Here is an 18,002-nt window from a genome sequence, read left to right as displayed (position 1 = left end):
CGCAGCCGATATTGGCTCCGAGATGGGCGCCGACAGCGCCGCCGAGCCGCACGCGGATGAGCGCAGTGACGCAGCGGACACCGCGGCAGTCGACCCGCCGGTGGCTACAGCCGCCGGCGAGCCTGCACTGGCGCAACCCGCCGTCGTGGCAGAGGAGTTTCGCAGCACTGCCGACTTCCCGGCCAGCACTGATGTTCTGGTGCCCTCAGGTGCGAAAGCGCGTGCCCGCGCCAACCTCGCCGCCATCGAGCTGGTGCACACCCTGCGCGACGCCGGTCGACCGGCAACCCTTCCCGAGCAGCGCATCCTGGCTGCCTGGTCGGGGTGGGGAGCCATCCCGCAGGTCTTCGACCCCCGCGCAGAAGACTTCGCCGCCGAACGAGCGCGCTTGGCCGGTCTGCTCACCCCCGAGCAGTATCGTCGCGCCCAGGCCTCGATCCTCAACGCCCACTACACCGACCCCGCCGTGGTGTCTGCGGTTTGGGATGCACTAGGTGCGGCGGGTTTCTCCGGCGGCCCGGTACTCGAACCGGGCTGTGGCAGCGGCACATTCATCGGCCACGCGCCCGAGGGCGCCACCCTGGTCGGTGTCGAAGCAGACGACATCACCGCCGCCATCGCCTCACTGCTCTACCCCTCAGCTCAGGTCCGCCATGAAGGATTCGAGACCACCCGCGTCCCTGACGGCAGTTTCACCGCGGCAATCGGCAACGTCCCGTTCGGGCGGTACGCCTTAACGGACCCGCTGCACAACCCCCGCCGTCACAGCATTCACAACCACTTCATCGTCAAGTCGCTGTCCCTGGTCGCCCCCGGCGGATACGTTGCCGTGCTGACCAGCCGCTACACCATGGACTCAGTGAAAACGACTGCACGCCAGGACATTGCGCAGCGTGCCGATCTTATCGGGGCACTTCGGCTTCCGTCGCAGGCTTTCAGCCGTGTCGCCGGCACCGAGGTGGTGACCGACCTGCTGATCTTCCGCCGCCGCGAGGAAGGCGTCCAGGTCGATCTCGACACCTTGGACTGGATCAACACCGAGGACGCCGATCTGGTTGACCCGCGCACCGGCGGCGAGGAACAAGTTCCCGTCAACGCCTACTTCCTCAACAACCCGCACCGCGTCTTGGGTGCCACCGAGCTGGGTCACGGTCTGCACGGCTCGCCCCAGCTCGCCGTGGTCGGCGCCACCGGGCACGACTTGGCTGATCAGATTCGCGATCAACTCCAGCCGATGATGGCGGCGGCGGTCGCGCGCGGCCGCGGTCTCACTGCCCGCAGCGAGGACCTCTCCGGCGGCATCGAGGACGGCTTCGCGCCCGGGCTGCGCACCCAGGCCGCTCAGGTCGACGACCCGCCCCTGTACACGCTGCGCTACAACGCCGGCTCCCGCAGCATCGACTTCTGGGCCGGGCATGGCTGGGAGCCGAACAAGACGCCCAAGACCCTCATCGAGGAAACCCAGGAGCTGATTGCGCTTCGTGAGGTGGCCACCGCGCTGATCGCTGCCCAGCGGGATGGCGAGCCCGAGCATGACCGCGACCAGCTGCGCGCACACCTGAACACGCTCTACGACAACTACGTCAGCAAGCGCGGACCGGTCAACCGCTTCGAGTGGGTGCAGCGCAACGCCACCCAGGCCCTGCACGACAAGCGCATCGCCAAACTCGAAGCGACCTGGCGCGAGCAGGAGGGCACCACCGGCCGCCCCTACGACGGGCCCGTGCCCGCCGAAATGGTCGAGCAGTGGGAAACCGAAGCCTGGCAGCCACCGGAACCGTTCAAGAAGTTCCGCCACCTCGAAGGCGGCATGCGCTACGACCCCGGCTGGGCGGTCGTGTCCTCGCTGGAGGACTTCGACGAGGAGACCGGAACCGCCACCAAGGCACCGATTTTCAGCCGCGACGTCCTCACCGCTGACATCGAGCGCACCACCGCCGACACCCCCGAAGAAGCGCTCGCGATGAGCCTCGATCGGACCCGACGCGTCGACGTCGACCTGATCTCCGAGCTGCTCGGCATCGGTGAAGACGACACCCGCGCCCTGCTCGACGGCCTGGTCTACCCGAGTCTCGACGATCCCGACGAGCTAGTCCCGGCCACCACCGCGCTGTCAGGCAACGTGCGCTCCAAACTCGCCGCCGCCATCGAAGCCGCCGACACCAACCCCGCCTACGAGCCCTACGTCGCGGCGCTGCGCGAAGTGCAGCCCGAGCAACGTGAAGCCGAAGACATCAAGGTCCGCCCCGGCGCACCGTGGATCCCGGCCGCGGTGATCGCCGCGTTCGCCGAAAAGACCTTCGGCATCAACGGCGTCACGGCCGAACACATCGGCGGCCGCTGGACAGTCGACGTGCCCGGCTACAAGCGCCACGGCCGCCTCATGACCGACGAATGGGGCCTACAGAAGCGCAACTTCGACGCGGTGAGCCTCCTAGAAGCGGTCTGCAACTCCAAAGCCGTGGTCATCACCACCGAAGAAGGCGATGTCGACGCCCAAGCGACGTTCGCCGCGCAAGCCAAGTGCGCCAAGATCACCGAGGAGTTCACCCGCTGGCTGTGGTCAGACGACGAGCGCCGCGACACCCTGGTTACCGAATACAACCGACGCTTCAACTCGCTGCGCGCCCCGGTCTATGACGGCAGCCAGCTGCGGCTGCCGGGCCTCTCCGACCACTTCACTCCGCACTACTACCAGCGCAACGCCGTCGCCCGCATCACCAACGAGCCCTCCACCCTGCTCGACCACGTGGTTGGCGCCGGGAAAACGGGCACGATGCTCATGGCCGCGATGGAGCTGCGCCGCCTGGGCCTGGTCCGCCAGCCCTGGATTGTGGTGCCCAACCACATCATTGAGCAAGTAGGACGCGAAGCCAAGCAGTGGTATCCGGCCGCCAACGTCCTGCTCGGCTCCTCAGCCACCAACGCCGAAGGGCGCCGGCGGTTCATCGCCCAGAGCGCTGCCAGCGAGTGGGACATGGTGATCGTGCCGCAATCGGCGTTCACCGCCATCAACGTGTCCAACGATGTGCGCACCGCCTACGCCGAACGCCAGCTCGACGAGCTGCGGGCCCAGTTGCAGAACGCGACCGTCGAGCGCAGTCAGAAGGCCATCATGCGGGCCATCAAGTCTGCCCAGGCACGCCTGGAGAAATTGATGGCCGCCGAAACCAAAGACCTTGGACTGCGTTTCGAGGAATCAGGATGTGACTACCTCCTGATTGACGAGGCGCACATGTACAAGAACAAGCAGCGTGTCTGCAACATCGAGGAGCTGTCGTGCGCGACCGCCGCTCAACGCGCTGAAGACCTCAGCCTCAAACTCGACGTGCTGCGCGAGCGCCGTCACGACGAAGCCCGGGCCCGCGGCATTCCTGAGCACGCCGTCGTCGAGCGCGTGGCCACCTTCGCCACCGGCACCCCGATCGCCAACTCCCTGGGCGAGCTGTTCGTGATGCAGAACTACTTGCGCCCCGACCTGCTGCAGGCAGCCGGTGTATCCGACCTCGGCGACTGGGGTGCGGCGTTCACCGCCACCCACACCAGCATCGAAGTCAACGCCACCGGCACCAAACTGCGGCCGGTCACCCGCGTCGCCAAGTACACCAACCTGCCCGAGCTGCTCGCACTGACAAACGCCTATACCGATGTCGTCACCCGCGACCAGGTGCCCGTGCAGCTGCCCGAGCTGCGCACCGGCGCCCGCCAGATCGTCAGCCTTCAACCCGATGTCGAGGTCGTCGACTTCATTGCCGACCTCGGTTGGCGGGCCGACCATCTCGACGCGCGAAAGCCGCAGCGTGACAACATCCTCAAGATCAGTAACGACGGCCGCAACGCGTCCCTCGACCCCAGGATGGCCCACCTCGGCGCACCCACCCACAGCCGAGCCGCCGAGGTCGCCGAACGCGCCATGGGCGTGCAACGCCGGCTGGCGGATCGCCAGTACCGAGACCGAGACACCGGCGAACTGCTCCCGACCCGGGGCCCGCTGCAGCTCATGTTCTGCGACCGCGGCACCCCCTCGAAGGATCCACGCCAGTTCACCATCTACCAAGCCATCAAAGACGAACTTGTCGCCCGCGGAATGCCCGCAGAATCCATCCGGTTCGTCCACGAAGCCCGTACCCACGCACAGCTCAAAGCCTTGTTCGCGCAATGCAACCGCGGCGACGTCTCAGTCCTCATCGGTAGCACCGAGAAGATGGGCACCGGCACTAACGTGCAATCCCGGCTGGCCGCCCTGCACCACGTCGACGTCCCCTGGCGTCCGGCCGACCTGGAGCAGCGCGAAGGCCGAATCCAGCGCCAAGGCAACCAAAACGATGAAATCGACATCTTCAACTACGTCACCGAATCCAGCTACGACACCGTGATGTGGCAGCGTGTCCAAGCCAAGTCGCTGTTCATCGAGCAGATCCGCCGCAACGAAGTCCTCGATTCCGAAATCGAAGACCTCGGTGGCGGAGACATCGGCGCCGCGGCCGCCGAAACGAAGGCCATCGCCACCGGTGATCCCCGGTACCTTCGCCAGGTCGAACTCGACGACACCGTGCGCCGCCTCAGCGCCCTGGACCGGGCTCACCAGCAGTCGGTGCGCAACCGAGACTGGCAGGTCCGCGTCCTTGAACGCGCGATTCCGGCCAAGCAGGCCGACATCGAGGCCCTGGCACCCGTGGCCCAGGCCGCCGCTGACCGCGGCGACGCACCGCACCGCATCGTCGTCGGCGCCGACACCTTCACCGATCGCACCGATGCCGCCGCCGCCCTCACCGCGGCTTGCCGGCGGGCCTACATGGCCGGCAAGGATCGCGGCGCCTCGCGCTACGAGCCGATCGGAGCCGCCATCAACGGCGTCGAGGTCCTGGGCGCCCGCGACCTCACCCACGACATGCTGCTCCTCAAATTGGACGTACCCTCGCGCACCACCGAGATCGACGGCGCTGAACTGCTGGCCGCCGGATCGGCTCTCGGGCTTGACGTGTCCGGGCCCAAACAGCTGGGGTTGCTGCGCCGCGTCGAAAATCTCTACACCGGACTGCCCGACCACCATGTCCGCCTGCAGCGCGAACAGGACCGCCAGAGCGAGGAACTCGACGACCTGTTGGCGAATCCGCCGGCCCCGTTCGAGCAGCGCAGCGAATTGGAAGCCAAGCAGGCCGAGCTGTCCGCACTGACGTTGGAACTGCGGATGGCCGCCGAGAGCCCCGAGGCGAAGGCGCGCGCCGAAGCCGCCAGTCAGCGGATGAAGATGCGCGGCCGTGAACCGGGGTGGAGTCTGACGCTCAACCCCACGCCGGCGCTGGTCGAAGAACTCGGCTACCCCAACGCCGACGCGGTGCGCCGCGCCGTGCGTATTCGGGAACGGATGGCGCTTGAACACCACCAACGCGATATCGCTCCCCGCGACCACGACCGCACCCGCGACGAGGACGGTCCCAGCCTGGGCCACTAAGCACCCATATGGGCGCTAGGGGGATATGGGTTGGTCGGGGCCAGGCCTACAAGATGCTCGGCGGGATTGCGGGCCCGACATTCGGTCCTGGGCCGGCACCACCGGGATCGATGGGCTCCCACCAATCGTCCTCGTCGTCGGTCCACGGGTCCCCAAAGTTGGGGCCGCTGGCCAGCTCGAACTGCTGGCCGACAGTCTGAAAGTTTGACGCGAGCCGCGTCGACATCTCCTGAGCATTGCTGGCGACCTGCTTGGCCTCGGAGGCCTTGCGGTCCAGGAACTCAGCGAGCTGTTCGCGGCCGGCGGCGGTGCCCAGGGTCGGCTGCATCGCGGCAATGCCCAACTGGATCTCTTGCTGAATCCGCTGCAGCTGCGCCTTGGACTGCGCATCGGCGGTGTGTGCGTCGGTGATGTTTTGCGCCAACCCCTGATCAGCCTGATTCAGAGCATCGCGCGTCTTGCGCAGCGAAGCGTCGGTCGCGTCGGCTTCCTCAGCACCCTTGCCTGTCCAACCCGCCGGCCGAACCGAGCCCGGGGGATAGGGCCGGTGGTCAGGCACCCACACCCCCGACCCATCCGGCGACTCTGTGTACCTCGGGCCCATGGGATAGTTCGGGGGCCCCAGCTCACCAGGAGGCTTGAGGATCACGCCGCCGTCGTCGTGAATCCCGTCGAGTGTCGAGCGCGGCATCCCCGACGAGGTGTTCATGTCCTGCTCGGGGATGTAGGGCGGGTACTGCGGCACCTCCGGGGCGACGCCATCAGGGCCAGGAATCTGTGGGTAGTAACTCGGGTACGGGTATGGCGGCAGGGTTGGGTCCGGCGTCGGCGTATCCAGCGGCGGGTTGAAGCCGCCCAGCCCGCCGATACCCGTCATCAGGTCGTTGACCTGCTGTTCCCAGAAACCCACGCCAACGAAGATAGGCGCATCCTGGTGGCCTCGCTACCACCAGCGCGTACTTTGCCGCCGAATCGGCCGGTTTTGCCTCACACGGCTCGGTCAGGTGAGGTCAAGCAGGTCGGCCAACTCATCGTCACCGCGACCACGAAGGACCGCGCCGACGTCTTCCGGCCGGCACTCCAGCGCGGCCGCGAGCGCGGATGCGGGCTTCCGCACCGCGTGGCCGAGCAGCTTTTGCAGCCGAGTTTTGGCGCCGTCTTCGGCCGTGAAGCGGACCACCTCGAGGGACGCATCGTCGCCCCTGAACGCCAACACCAAGGTGTCACCGGCAGTAGCGCCGAGAGCCAAGGCGTGGGTGCGGAGCGAGCCGATGCTGGCACCAGTTGTCGATGCCAGTCGCCACGACAGGGTGACCGGTCCGTGTGTGCCGGTGAATGTTCGCTGCTGGCCGGGGGAGACGCCGGCGGCGTCGGCCACCACCGGGTGGACGGTCTGCCCCGATCCGCGCAGGACTTCTGAGGTGACGAGCTGGGCTACGCGAATCTCGTTGGGTCCGTTGCGGAAAACGCCGCGAACGGTGTTCAGCCGCGGCAGCGTGGGCCACCCATCAGCCTTGGTCCGTCGTCGTGCGACACCCTTCTCTAAGACGAACACCAGCGTGCCTAGATAGGAACGGATCGACGATTCGGTGATGTCTGGGTACCGCGCCCGAAGCTCCTCGATGAGGGCACTGGTGCTGGCTTTGCCGCCGGCGGCGTCGATGTACTCGCCGATCGCGTGGACGATGTTGACGTACTCACCAACCCCCCACTTCCGCAGCCCCCACGTGCTTCGGCTCGTGCGGACAAAGCGGCGGTCGTGTTTCGACAGAACCGCTTTGACGCGCTCCAGGCTGATGCCCATAGAGTCCGCGAGTCCCAGGGTGGCATGGATGGTCTCAGCGGTCGCCGGGGTTCCCAAGACCTGCAGTGCCGCAATAGCCATGTTGGCGGCGGTATCGCCTGACCAACGCACCCACAGATCGCCGAACCGGCGAAGGTCGGCCTGGCTTTCGAGATAGGACAGGGCAACACCGGTCGGCATTCCCAGGCTCGTCAATGCGTGGAGCAGCGCATCGGTGGTGGGGGCGACGTCACGGGCGTGGAACATGCCGTCGACTGCAGCGGCCACCAGCGAGCGGGATCCCCCGGGGGGTGAGGTGTTCTCGATCCAGTCGCCGCGGCGGCCATAGGGGCCGGCGATGTGAAGAAGGACGGCGGCGGCCTGGCCAGTAGGGTCCAAGCCCAGGCGGCGCAGTTCGAGGTCGGCAGTGGTCGCGGGAAGGTAGGGGCCCAAGCGTCGCCGCATTTCGTCGGCGTGCTCCCCAACTTCCTGATGTGCGGGATCGTTGAGCAACTCGGCGAACCGCGCCCGGGCCCGCGGCAGGTTGCGGCCCACCGAGGCGGCGTGCACCCCGAGACGGTCGGCGACGGCGTGCTGAGGAATGGGGTCGAGCGCCCAGACCTGCGCGGCGAGAATCTCACGGTCGAAGTCGTCGAGCTGGTCGACCAGGCGGGTCACTGCTGCATCGGCGCCGACTCGGCCGGCGGCCAAGGTGTCGTGCCGAACCTGCACGGCACGCTGGGCGGCCTCGATTAGTGCACGAACCGCGGAGGCGCCCAGTTTCGGCCGCAGGAGCAATGCCTGGGGGGTGAGGTCCGCCAGGTCTGCCCAGCGGGGGTATTCCTCGGCGTAGGCGCCTAGCCGCCTCGGCAGCCGCGCGTAGGGAATGGTGAACGCGCCAATGCTGTCGAAGCCCGCGACGAGATCCCGCAGACGCGTACTCAAAATCGTCTGGTTGCGCCACCAGTCCGGATCGAGAATCTCGTCGAGATCCGTCCGGGCGTTCTGCCCCCTCATGCTGGCCGCGATGTCGCCCACTGCGACACGTCGGGTGGGTGCTGGTGTTGTGGGGTACCGATACCGTCGTGCCAGGCGCTGAGGCTGCAGGTCGTGTGGTTGATCACGCATGCGCTATTGGGGTGCGTGACAGGATTCTCGGCCCAGCCGATGGCAGTGAGGTTGTCGTAGGTCGCGTTCACCAGCCGGTCGGTCAAATGCGTTCCGACGCAGACCAACTCAGTGACTGCTAGGGCAGTCGTGGGGTGGGCAATCCAGGTGTCGGGCTCGATGATGTCGAGCGCCCACAGCACGACGCTGCCCTCCCCGGCGTTGCGCAGCGCTTTGCCGATGTTGGCGAGCACGGTCAGCTCGTTGGTGCGGTGAGGGCCAAAGGCGTGAGGTGAGGTGTCGAGCCATTCTGCCAGGTCGATGCGGGCCCATATCCGAGCCGAGGACAACTCTGGCGAGCGCCGACACCCTGGTCGTGGAGGCCACCCGGCGGACGCAACAAAGTCGATGCGCGAGTACAGCGTTTCCGACAGCCCAATGTCGCGAAGCTTCTGTGCGGCAATCTGTTCCGGTGCAGTCACGGCTATGAGCTCCGCGTGGGTGCGATGCGGTGGCGGTACCGGTCGGGGAGGTACGCGCGATGGGCAGGACCGAATTGCCCTGCGTCGAAGACGACCAGCTGGCCTGTCCGCCGGCGCCCGAGCGTCCACCCGTCGACATCGGTCCACCACGGGTTGGCCAGGAGTTCCTCGTCGGTCAGATCGTCTGGCTCGACGACCGTGACGCGCTCCATCTCTAGGACACGAACGCCCGCAACGTAGGTCCACCGCGCGGGCGCGACGGGTGCCGCGATCGCCGCCGCAGCCTCAAGGTTGGACGTGGCCTCACCGTCAGGATTCATCGCGAGTTTCCATACGGACTCTGCCCCGATGATCACAATGCGCTGGGAGCCGGCGTCGAAGTCGTATCCGGTGTCGGCGCCGAGTGCCACCAGGACCGTCAGCGCGTCCTTGGTGAGCCTGTCGACGGGCTTGGTCGTGTGCCCTCGCCGTAGCGCGAGCCACACACAGAACGCCTGCAGTTCGATGATGCTCAGGCCCGCCAGCGCTTCGTCGGTGAGCCTCGCTGATGGATGGTAGATCTGCTCGATCCGCTTCAACAGCATTCCCACGTTGGGGGCTTCGATCGCCTGGTCGATCCGATGGACCGGCCCAGGACCTGTAGTCGACGTCGTTGGCATAGTTCGTTGTGTCAGAGTGGAGTCGATTGGGTGTTGCCGTTGCATGGCGGTCCCCAGAGCCCGCGGCCAGCGGCGCGTGCCTGCTCCTCGGCGGCCATGATCTCGGGGTACCGGCTCACCGGCTTGCCCCCGTACACGTAGGGGCGGGCCATGCCGGCCGCCACCGCGGTGACGGCAAAGTCGCGCCCGTCAGCAAGTTCGACGTAGGCCAGGGTCTTGTTAACTGCAGTTCGGCTGGGCACTTGGCGAGAATACGCAGGGGCGAGCTTGTCGGTCGGGCTGTTTAACCTCGGCAGCGTTGACCTTGTGGACCGGGGGCTGTGATGGATGACGAAGCCGAGTTGAGAGCGGTCGAGGGCCTCGATGTCGCGAAGGTCGGTGCGGTTCTGCATGGCAAGGCCGGGTCCTTGCCGTGGCGGTTGGTCGACGGATCGGGTGCAGAAATTGTCCACGTCAATCTATGGTTGGCCGATCTCGACGCTTGCGACAACTCACCGGCGACGTTGCGCGCCTATGCGTATGACCTGCTGAGCTGGACTCGTTTCCTCGATGCGGTGCACGTTGCCTGGGCAAACGCGACGCGAAGTGAAGTTCGTGATTGGGTTCGGTGGTACCGATGTCGGGCGAATCCTCAACGGCGCCGAGGATCGGACAGTCACCGGCCCGCGCCGGGCTCGGTGAATGAGCTGACCGGCAAGCCTTACCTCGACTCGTCGTACGCCCGGTCGGCGATAAATCGTCGTCTCTCGGCTCTTAGCGGCTTCTACGAGTTCGCTCTCGAGTCCGACTTGGGGCCGCTGATGAATCCGGTACCGAAATCGCGTGGAGATATCACTCGACTCGATGCACATGGTCAACCTTTCGACAGTCCAAGCCATCACGAGAAGAAGCGCGCCCCATACCGGCAAAAGTTGACTGATCGAGCGCCGCGCGCACTCAGCGACGGCCTCTACGAGGAGGTGTTCGCCACGCTGAGAACCAACCGGGACCGGGCCATCGTCGCCACCGCGATCTCTTCCGGCCTACGAGCCAGCGAATTACTCAGTATGCGGCGGGGTTTGCTTCATGCCGCGGATCAAACAGCGGAGATCATTCCCAAGGGCGGCAGTGGAAGTCGTGCTCTCGTTCGCATCAGTCCAGCAGCGTATCTCTGGATCGCCCGCTATCTTGCTGAGCGCCCGGTGGGGCCTCCAGACGAGCCGGTCTGGATGACGTTGCGCGGCTCCCGACGGCCACTGACTTACTGGGCTATGCGACAGATCCTGGAGCGCAGTAACGCGCTACTGGGCTCCAATGTCACCATGCACGACTTCCGCCACACTTTCTGCATGCGGCTCGCGCAAGACGAGAACATGACGATCGCGGAGATGCAGGAGCTGATGCGCCACTCGTCGATCGCCAGCACTACCCGTTACCTGCGGCCCAGCCTCACCGAACTCATCGACAAACTCGACCAGCACTGGAGCAAGCCCCCTATGCCTCCACCCGTGCCGGGGAAGGGCTACGCGGCAGAAGACCTCCAGGTGTTGTTTGGGCGGACCTTCTGATGCCGCGGGTTCTTACACGTGCACAGTCACTGGTGAGTTCGTCTGTGTTCGCCAACCATCCAGTCGAAGTGTTGCCGCCGTTGTCGCCGATGGCCGAGAACCACCCGTGGTTCGGAAACACCGTCACCGCCGTTGAACGCGAGCGCATCATTGCTTCCGGGCTTCCTCTGGTGATGGCGCGGATGAGTGCGAAGTATCGCAGTGAGGCCGAAGCCCGCAGCGGCGCCCGGCTCTGGCTGAGCCGACTGCTGGACTGGTTGGACGGCTACGCCGGCGAAAGCTATCAAGACCGTTGGAAAGCCAGCGATTCCGACAACCAGCCGAAAGCTTGGTGTCCCGCCTTGTCGACGGGTTCATACACGCGGCTTGGGGCGCGGCTGTCAATCAATGCCCTCATTCTCCTGGGCGTGATTCGCCCAGGCTACGACTGGCTGATCGAGAACAAACAGGCCCGTTTCTACCGCGACTGGACAACCACCCACGAACCCGCGGCGTGGGATCGCTACTTCGCCGCTGCCGAGCACGAGGGCGCACCCGAACTGAAGACGTGGCGAGCCGTCACCCACCTTGTGCGCATCAGCATCGTCAACGGACTGCCAATCACCGAGTTGCAGAGCCAGCACGTGTTGGGCTACCGAAAATTTCTGACCACGACCGGCAGGACGCCGGGCGATCTTCACGCCATGTGGCACTACGGACGCCGCGGCGGGCTGTTCGCCGGTGAAGCCGACGATCTGCGGCGCTACCTAATAGCCAAACGCCTCAATCCCACCGAACTGGTCGACCGCTTCGACGTGCGAGCCCCCAGCGTTCGCAGGCTCTTGATTGCCTACCTTGCTGAAATCGCCGCCGGCCAAGACTACGCCAGCCTCGACGGAACAAGCCGAAACCTGGTGAAGCTGTTCTGGAAGCCGATCGAAGACGCCAATCCCGGCATCGACACAATCAGCCTGACCAGAGCCCAGGCGACAGCATGGAAGGAGTGGTTGCGCACCAAACCAGACGGAACACCGCGCCGCCACGCGGAGAGCATTCTGGGAGCGGTCCGCAGCTTCTACCTCGATGTGGCCGCCTGGGCCCACGAGGATCCCTCAACGTGGGCGCACTGGGCTGTCGCGTGTCCGGTCAGCATCCGCGACGTCCGAGGTCAACAGAAGCGCCGGGCCCAGCGGGCACACCGCATGCAAGCACGCACCCGCACCCTCGCACCGCACATCGATGCACTCGTCGCCGCGGCCCGAGCCGCCTACCTGCAAGCCGTCGAGTTGCAAGACGCAGCCAAGACCGCGCCGGTCGAAGAACCCTTCTCCGTGCAGGGGAACACCTACATCAAGCACGCCCCGCGCAAACACGCCGATCGGGTACGCATCAACACCCTGCGAGATGGGGCAGAGACACGAGTGGACCTACACCACAACGTTACCCGCGCCTTCATGACGTGGACGATCATCGAGATCCTGCGTCACACCGGCATCCGGATCGAAGAGATGCTCGAACTGACCCACTTGAGCATTAAGCAGTACCGCAAGCCCGATGGCACCGTGATCCCGCTCCTGCAGATCGCACCCAGCAAGACCGATCAAGAGCGGATATTTCCCTGCAGCCCGGAGTTGACGACCACGTTGGCGAGACTGGTGGAGTTTGTCAGCATCGACGGCCGGGTCCCGCTGTGCTGCCGTATCGACACGCAGGAGCGCCAAGTATCGGCGCCGCTGCCACATCTGATCCAGATCCGCGAGGGCGGACGTTCCCGCGTCATCAACCAATGCACAGTCCGAAAATGGCTGTCGGAGTTGGCCAACGACATGGGCTTGACGGGCGCCGATGGTGCCGCGCTCTATTTCACGCCCCATGACTTCCGTCGCATCTTCATCACCGACATCGTCAACGCTGGTTTTCCCATTCATCTGGCCGCAAGGATCGTGGGCCACAACAACATCGAAGTCACCCGTGGATACACCGCGGTGTATCAGAAAGATGTCTTCGAAGCGTACGACCGCTTCATCGACAACCGCAGACAAGCGCGACCCTCCGCCGAATACCGTGAGCCCACACAAGTTGAGTGGGACGACTTCATCGAGCACTTCGGCCAGCGCCGGATTGCGCTCGGCAACTGCCATCGTCCCTACGGATCTGACTGCACTCATGAACATGCTTGCCTTCGCTGCGATTTTTGCGAGGTAGAGCCCTCCCAGGCTGAAAGGCTCGACGCGATTCGCGACAACCTTCGCGCCCAGGTCGACGAAGCCCACAAGAACCGGTGGCTGGGCGACGTGAATCAGTTGCGCATCACCATTGAGCACGCCGACCGCAAGGCGGCCAGACTCGCAGCCCTAGCCGACGCGGCCCCAGTACTTCTGGCCCCGCGCACGTTCTGACAGCACCGGCAAGGCTGCCTCTGTCAGCCCTCGTGCTGGCTGGTGACATACAGAGCGGGCGGCTCGCTCGGACAGAGTGAAGACCTGATCACTATCAGCGCGAGTTCACCAAGTGTTCGCTTGCCCGCAGATTCGATGTCTGTCAATATCGATGTATGTCGAATCCAGAGGGCGCGGTCGCGGACGCGTGTTGCGTGACGCCGCCGCTGCTGCGTGAGCCGTTGAGTGAGCCGACCGCAGTCGAGGTGGCTAGAAAGTTGAAGGCGCTGGCTGATCCGGTGCGGCTGCGGCTGTTCAGTGCGATCGCCAGTCATTCCGGTGGTGAGGCATGCGTCTGTGACGTCTCGGGTGGGATTGATGTCTCGCAGCCCACGGTGTCGCATCATCTCAAGGTGCTGCGCGACGCTGGCTTGCTGACGTCGGAACGCCGGGCGTCGTGGGTGTATTACGCCGTGGTCCCCGAGGCGCTGCGTGAGATCGCAGCGCTCTTGGATCTCGATACCGCAGCCTTGGCAGGGGTGACGGCATGACCGACACGGTGGCCTCGAATTCCTCGACGCCGGTGGTGGGCAAGTTGTCCACCCTGGATCGGTTCCTGCCGGTGTGGATCGGTGTCGCGATGGTCGCCGGGCTACTGCTCGGTCGGGGGATTCCGGGGTTGAATACCGCGCTGGAAAGCGTTCAGGTCGACGGTATTTCGTTGCCGATCGCCCTCGGCCTGTTGATCATGATGTATCCGGTGCTGGCGAAGGTCCGCTATGACCGCCTCGACACCGTGACCGGCGACCGCAAACTGCTGCTGTCCTCGTTGTTCTTGAACTGGGTGTTCGGTCCGGCGTTGATGTTCGCCCTGGCGTGGCTAATGCTGCCCGACCTGCCCGAGTACCGCACCGGGCTGATCATCGTCGGTCTGGCCCGTTGCATCGCCATGGTGATCATCTGGAACGACCTGGCCTGCGGCGACCGCGAAGCCGCCGCCGTCCTGGTCGCGCTGAACTCGATCTTTCAGGTCATCATGTTCGCCGTCCTGGGCTGGTTCTACCTGTCAGTCCTGCCCGGTTGGCTGGGCCTGGAGCAGACCACCATCGCCACCTCGCCGTGGCAGATCGCCAAGTCGGTGCTGATCTTTTTGGGCATCCCACTGCTGGCCGGCTACCTGTCGCGCCGGCTCGGGGAGAAGGCGAAGGGCCGCGACTGGTACGAGTCGAAGTTCCTGCCCCGGATCGGGCCGTGGGCATTGTACGGCCTGCTGTTCACCATTGTGATTCTCTTTGCACTGCAGGGCGATCAGATCACCAGCCAGCCGCTGGATGTGGTGCGGATTGCGCTGCCCCTGCTGGTGTACTTCACGATCATGTGGGGTGGGGGCTATCTGCTCGGCGCCGCGATCGGTTTGGGCTATCAGCGCACCACGACGCTGGCATTCACCGCGGCGGGCAACAACTTTGAGTTGGCCATCGCCGTCGCGATCGCCACCTACGGTGCCACCTCCGGCCAAGCCCTGGCGGGGGTGGTCGGCCCCCTTATCGAGGTCCCCGTCCTGGTCGCCCTGGTCTACGTATCACTGGCCCTGCGGCGACGTTTCGCCGATCAGAGCACTGCATCTTCAGCCACTATCTCGACGACGAAGGAGTCGTAGCACCATGTCTAACAGCCCCGCCGCCGTCCGGCCGCACCGCGACCTGTCCATCGATCAACAGCACGCCCTGACCACCGCGGCGACACGGCTGGAGCGCGATTTCGGCGACAGCTTCGGCGTCGAGACGATCGAACGGTTCCTGCACACCTCCTATGACCAGTTCGCCGGCCGCGCCACCATCCCCAACTTCCTTCCGCTGCTGGCCGAACGGTTCGCCCGCCAACGCCTGCACGCCCTGGCTCGAGTGGAGGGCAAGATCAGTGACGGCAAGCCCACCGTGCTGTTCCTGTGCACCCACAACGCGGGTCGTTCCCAGATGGCGCTGGGTTTCTTCACCCACCTCGCCGGCGAGGACGCGGTGGCGTGGTCGGGTGGCTCCGAACCCGGTAATGCCATCAACCCCTCGGCTGTCGCGGCGATGGCCGAGGTCGGCATCGACATCACCAGCGAGTTCCCGAAGCCCTGGACCGACGAGATCGTCCAGGCCGCCGACGTGGTGATCACCATGGGCTGCGGCGATGCCTGCCCCATCTTCCCCGGCAAACGCTACGAAAACTGGGAGCTACCCGACCCCGCTGGCCAAGACGTCGATGCGGTCCGCCCCATCCGCGACGACATCGAAGAACGCGTCCGACGCCTGCTCGCCGAACTCCACGCCACCGCCCAACAGGCCTGACCCGATGACCGAGACCCACACGCCCTCAGTGCTGTTCGTCTGCGTCAAAAACGGCGGCAAATCGCAGATGGCCGCCGGTCTCATGCGCCAACTCGCCGGCGATACGGTGATCGTGTACTCGGCCGGCACCAAACCCGGCACCGCGGTCAACGAGCTGTCCGCCCAGGCCCTTCTCGAAGTGGGTGTCGACATCACCGCTGAGCAGCCCAAGCCGGTCGACTACGAGCTGGCTCGCGATGTCGACCTCGTGGTCACCCTCGGCCGCGAAGCCACCCTGGATCCGCTGCCGGGCACGCGCGTGGAGAACTGGGACACCGACGAACCGTCTGAGCGCGGCATCGACGGCCTGGACCGGATGCGCCTGGTCCGCGACGACATCGCCACCCGCGTCCAGCAGCTGCACACCACGCTGACCACTTCCACGTCCTGACACCCACCCAAACCCGGTTTCGCAGCTGCAGCGCGGCAGCACACCCCTTTTGCCACTCGATGCCACCGAGGAGACTTCGTCATGCCCGCACGCCACATCGTCGCGATCGGCGGCAGCGACGCCGGAATCAGCGCCGCCCTACGCATCCGTGAACTCGACCCCAGCACTGACGTCACCGTGGTCGTCGCCGACGCCTACCCGAACTTCTCCATCTGCGGCATCCCGTACTACGTCTCCGGGGAGGTCACGCACTGGAGCAATCTGGCGCACCGCAGCGCCGACGACCTGGCCGCCACCGGCATGCGGGTCCTCACCGACACCCGCGCCACCCGAATCAACGTCGCCGAGCACACCCTCGACATCCTCGACCCCACCGGGGCGCCCACTGAACTGTCCTATGACGCCCTGGTGGTGGGGACCGGCGCCGTCAGCGCCCTCCCACCGATCGACGGCCTGACCGGACCGGGCGCACTCGGCCCCAAAGATGGCGTGCACCTGCTGCATTCGATGGGCGACACCTTCGCCGTCATGGACTCCTTACAACAGCGCGACCCCAAGACCGCGGTCATCATCGGCGCCGGCTACATCGGCCTGGAAATGGCTGAAGGACTCACCACCCGCGGGATCGCCGTCACCCAGATCGAGGCGCTCCCCGAAGTGCTCCCGACCGTCGACCCCGAGCTGGGCGCCCTGGTCCACGACGAACTGGAACGCCACGGCGTGCAGGTCCTCACCAACACCACTGTCTCCGCCGTCACCCGCACCGCCACCGGCGCGTTGACGGTGACCGCCCACCGGGGCGGCGAAACACTGCAGCAGACAGTCGATTTCGTGCTCGTCGTGGTCGGTGTGAAGCCTGATGTGGAGCTGGCCGCCGATGCCGGCGCCGAACTCGGAATCAAAGGTGCCATCGCCGTCGACGAGTCCATGCGCACCAACCTGGCGGATGTGTTCGCCGCCGGGGACTGCGTGCACACCCACCACCGTCTCCTCGGCCCGACGTGGCTGCCGCTGGGCACCACCGCCCACAAGCAGGGCCGCGTCGCCGGGGAGAACGCCCTCGGAGGAGCGGCACGCTTCGCCGGCAGCCTCGGCACCCAGGTCGTCAAAGTCTTCGACCTGGTGGCCGCCCGTACCGGCCTGCGCGACCACGAAGTACTCGCCGCCGACCGAGGCTGGACACCGGTCACCACCGCGGCCACCCCGGATGACCACAAGGCCTACTACCCTGGCGCCACCACCATCCACATCCGGATCACCGGCGACCAACGCAGCGGCCGCCTTTTAGGTGCCCAACTCGTCGGCCACCGCAGTGCCGAAGTGTCGAAACGGGTCGACACCTACGCCACCGCACTCTTCCATGAGATGACCGTTGACGGACTCTCGGCGCTGGACCTGTCCTACACCCCGCCGCTGGGATCACCGTGGGATGCCACCCAGATGGCCGCCCAGGTATGGACACGGACTCTGTTGTCCGGCGCCGTTCGCTAGTACCGGCATCAACGACGGTACCGTCCCACGCTTTTTCGGCCCCTGCTGACGGTCGGGCCGCTGGTTCATCTGCAGCGGGAACCGATTGCACGCGGACCCGGATAGGCTCCGTTCCGCGCGAAGACAAACTCACCGGCTAAACCCGTCATCGACGCAGGTGTGCGAACCCGTCGCCGCAGCCGAGGGCGCACGTCGGATCACAGGTGCGCTGCCTGTCTGCCGGTGCGAGCAACAAAGGATCAGCCCCGCCCAGCACCTGGGGCGACTCGACGCCCGCACTGCATCGCGCTAGTGCTCGCGCGGATGCGCCCTTCGGCATCTCCCTTAGATGATCAGCGGTGCTCGCGAGACATGT

General features: G+C 65.8%; 12 protein-coding genes and 1 pseudogene. 8 read left to right on the top strand and 5 right to left on the bottom strand.

Features of this window, described 5'->3' with window-relative positions; translation table 11 throughout:
- Positions 1-22: 22 nt before the first annotated feature.
- Entirely contained in the window at positions 23-5,455 is a 5,433-nt protein-coding gene (locus ACNUDN_RS30850) for a helicase-like domain-containing protein (RefSeq protein WP_419125600.1), read from the top strand.
- Positions 5,456-5,501: 46 nt separating this feature from the next.
- On the opposite strand, the gene ACNUDN_RS30845 is transcribed toward ACNUDN_RS30850, so the two are convergent.
- The 5 genes from ACNUDN_RS30845 to ACNUDN_RS30825 form a co-directional block, all read right to left on the bottom strand.
- Positions 5,502-6,365 (bottom strand): DUF4226 domain-containing protein, encoded by an 864-nt coding sequence (locus ACNUDN_RS30845; RefSeq protein WP_238382159.1) that lies wholly within the window; start codon positions 6,363-6,365, stop codon positions 5,502-5,504.
- Positions 6,366-6,455: 90 nt separating this feature from the next.
- Positions 6,456-8,276 (bottom strand): winged helix-turn-helix domain-containing protein, encoded by a 1,821-nt coding sequence (locus ACNUDN_RS30840; RefSeq protein WP_238382160.1) that lies wholly within the window; start codon positions 8,274-8,276, stop codon positions 6,456-6,458.
- Positions 8,252-8,827, bottom strand: a complete 576-nt coding sequence (locus ACNUDN_RS30835; protein WP_419125599.1) for a hypothetical protein — start codon at positions 8,825-8,827, stop codon at positions 8,252-8,254. The genes ACNUDN_RS30840 and ACNUDN_RS30835 overlap by 25 nt, the downstream gene beginning before the upstream one ends.
- Positions 8,828-8,829: 2 nt before the next feature.
- Positions 8,830-9,411, bottom strand: coding sequence for a hypothetical protein (locus ACNUDN_RS30830; RefSeq protein ID WP_094295090.1), 582 nt, complete (start codon positions 9,409-9,411; stop codon positions 8,830-8,832).
- An 86-nt stretch (positions 9,412-9,497) separates the two neighbouring features.
- Complete coding sequence (locus ACNUDN_RS30825; RefSeq protein ID WP_419125598.1) at positions 9,498-9,728, bottom strand: thermonuclease family protein; 231 nt, start codon at positions 9,726-9,728, stop codon at positions 9,498-9,500.
- 81 nt (positions 9,729-9,809) lie between these two features.
- Here ACNUDN_RS30825 and ACNUDN_RS30820 point away from each other — a divergent pair, with 81 nt between their 5' ends.
- From ACNUDN_RS30820 to ACNUDN_RS30790, 7 genes and pseudogenes are all read left to right on the top strand, one after another.
- Positions 9,810-11,033, top strand: a complete 1,224-nt coding sequence (locus ACNUDN_RS30820) for a tyrosine-type recombinase/integrase (RefSeq protein WP_419125597.1) — start codon at positions 9,810-9,812, stop codon at positions 11,031-11,033.
- A gap of 32 nt (positions 11,034-11,065) precedes the next feature.
- Positions 11,066-13,411 (top strand): tyrosine-type recombinase/integrase, encoded by a 2,346-nt coding sequence (locus tag ACNUDN_RS30815; protein ID WP_419125596.1) that lies wholly within the window; start codon positions 11,066-11,068, stop codon positions 13,409-13,411.
- A gap of 155 nt (positions 13,412-13,566) precedes the next feature.
- Positions 13,567-13,941, top strand: coding sequence for an ArsR/SmtB family transcription factor (locus tag ACNUDN_RS30810; RefSeq protein ID WP_048424132.1), 375 nt, complete (start codon positions 13,567-13,569; stop codon positions 13,939-13,941).
- Positions 13,938-15,023 (top strand): annotated as a pseudogene (arsB, locus tag ACNUDN_RS30805) (ACR3 family arsenite efflux transporter); the annotation flags it as partial. The gene ACNUDN_RS30810 and the pseudogene arsB, both read left to right, overlap by 4 nt.
- A 31-nt stretch (positions 15,024-15,054) precedes the next feature.
- Positions 15,055-15,726 carry an arsenate reductase ArsC gene (locus ACNUDN_RS30800; RefSeq protein WP_419125595.1) on the top strand — a complete coding sequence of 224 codons (672 nt, stop codon included), beginning with the start codon at positions 15,055-15,057 and terminating at the stop codon, positions 15,724-15,726.
- Between the two features lie 4 nt (positions 15,727-15,730).
- Entirely contained in the window at positions 15,731-16,156 is a 426-nt protein-coding gene (locus ACNUDN_RS30795; protein WP_048424135.1) for an arsenate-mycothiol transferase ArsC, read from the top strand.
- An 81-nt stretch (positions 16,157-16,237) separates the two neighbouring features.
- Positions 16,238-17,647 carry an FAD-dependent oxidoreductase gene (locus tag ACNUDN_RS30790; protein WP_048424136.1) on the top strand — a complete coding sequence of 470 codons (1,410 nt, stop codon included), beginning with the start codon at positions 16,238-16,240 and terminating at the stop codon, positions 17,645-17,647.
- Positions 17,648-18,002: the final 355 nt, after the last annotated feature.

It is taken from the genome of Mycobacterium sp. smrl_JER01 (assembly GCF_048513595.2).
GTDB lineage: Bacteria > Actinomycetota > Actinomycetes > Mycobacteriales > Mycobacteriaceae > Mycobacterium.
The sequence above is the reverse complement of the archived record's forward strand: the minus strand, read 5'-3'. Positions and strand labels throughout refer to the sequence as shown.